The organism is Aquabacterium sp. (genome assembly GCF_049274795.1).
GTDB lineage: Bacteria > Pseudomonadota > Gammaproteobacteria > Burkholderiales > Burkholderiaceae_C > Aquabacterium.
Window position 1 is genome coordinate 1 of the sequence record NZ_JBASTH010000067.1, and the last position, 1,752, is coordinate 1,752.

The window sequence follows — 1,752 nt, forward strand, 5'->3', positions numbered from 1 at the left end:
CACGTTAAGTGTGTCCGCGCAATCCCCCCATCTCGCCCACTTGAATCCTTCGTGCCCAACCCCATGATAATTGCCGACGGAGCGAACCGCTCCAGAACCTAACTCAGGAGGTATCTATGAACCGGCTAGTGACACGCGGGGAAAATTCCCCGCTCAACAGATGGGGTTTTTTGGGTAACGATTTCGACCGGGTGTTCGAAGGCTTTTTCCGGCCGATGCGTGGGGTTGAAGAAGCAACCAGCGAAAGCTTGGTGCCGAGCATGGACATCACCGAACACGAGAACGACTATGTCGTGCGCACGGACCTGCCCGGCGTCAAGAAGGAGGATATCGCGGTAACGCTGGAGAATGGTCTTCTGACCATCACCGGCGAATGCCGGAGCGAGACCGAACGCAAGGACGGCGAGCGGGTATTGCGGCAGGAACGGCGCTACGGTCGGTTTGCCCGGAGCCTGCGGCTCGGGACCCATATCAATGAGCAAAACGTCCGGGCGAATTACAGGGACGGCGTGCTCGAATTGGTTCTGCCCAAGGCCGAAGAAGCCAAACCGAAGAAGATCTCGGTGAGCGTGGGTTAACTGTCGATAGTCGGCACCGCATGAACAAGGCCGCGCTAGCGGCCTTGTTTGTTTGGGTCGCGGAAGGTACTTTGCGAACGAATATCCCATGACAGGTCCGCTCGTGTCTCAAACCGCCAACGATTTCTCTGCAGCCGACCGGGTGCGTGTGCTGGCCGAGGCGCTGCCGTATATCCAGCGCTTTCGCAGCAAGACCGTCGTGATCAAGTACGGCGGCAACGCCATGGTCGATGAGACCCTGAAACAGGGCTTCGCGCGCGACGTGGTGCTGCTCAAGCTCGTCGGCATCAATCCGGTGGTCGTGCACGGCGGCGGGCCGCAGATCGGTGAACACCTAGAGCGCATCGGCAAGAAGAGCGAGTTCGTGCAGGGCATGCGCGTCACGGACCGCGAGACCATGGACGTGGTCGAGATGGTCCTGGGCGGGTTGGTCAACAAGGAGATCGTGAATCTCATCAACCAGCACGGCGGTAAGGCGGTGGGGCTCACCGGCAAGGACGGCGGCCTGATCCGCGCGCGCAAGATGGTGCTGTCCAAGACCAAGGCCGACGCACAACGACCAAGCGAGATCATCGACATCGGCCATGTCGGCGACGTGCAGAGCATCGACCCGCACGTGGTGTCGTTGCTCGACGAGGCCGAGTTCATTCCAGTGATCGCCCCGATCGGCGTCGGCGCTGACGGCGCGACCTACAATATCAACGCCGACGTCGTCGCCGGAAAACTTGCGATCACGCTCAAGGCCGAAAAACTGATCCTGCTCACCAACACCACGGGTGTGCTCGACAAAGCCGGCGCGCTGTTAACAGGTCTGACCGCCCGGGTGGTGCAGGAACTGATCGAAGACGGCACCATTCATGGCGGCATGTTGCCCAAGGTCGAGCGCGCGCTCGACGCGGTCGCGAGCGGCGTCAAGAGCGCCCATATCATCGACGGGCGCGTGCCACATGCGGTACTTCTGGAAATCCTGACCGACAGCGGTGTGGGGACGTTGATCCGCGCTTAAAGAAGCTCTGAATAAGTCCATCCTGGACTTCTCAGAGCACGAAAAGCAAAAACGTGGTTTTTTGCTTTTCTTCATTTTTCAAACACTTCGTGCTTGAAAAATGGCGGTGCCTCCCTGCACCGCAGGAACCTCTGATTAAGTCAGAGATTCCTTAGCCGCACACCGGAC

2 protein-coding genes are annotated in these 1,752 nt (G+C 59.4%); both read left to right on the plus strand.

Going from position 1 to position 1,752, the window contains the following annotated elements; genetic code table 11:
- Positions 1-116 precede the first annotated feature (116 nt).
- Positions 117-578, plus strand: coding sequence for an Hsp20/alpha crystallin family protein (locus WAQ08_RS09745; RefSeq protein ID WP_422191364.1), 462 nt, complete (start codon positions 117-119; stop codon positions 576-578).
- An 88-nt stretch (positions 579-666) separates the two neighbouring features.
- The gene (gene argB, locus WAQ08_RS09750; RefSeq protein WP_422191366.1) at positions 667-1,584 is read left to right on the plus strand and encodes an acetylglutamate kinase; all 918 of its coding nucleotides are present in this window, start codon (positions 667-669) and stop codon (positions 1,582-1,584) included.
- The last annotated feature ends 168 nt before the right edge of the window (positions 1,585-1,752 follow it).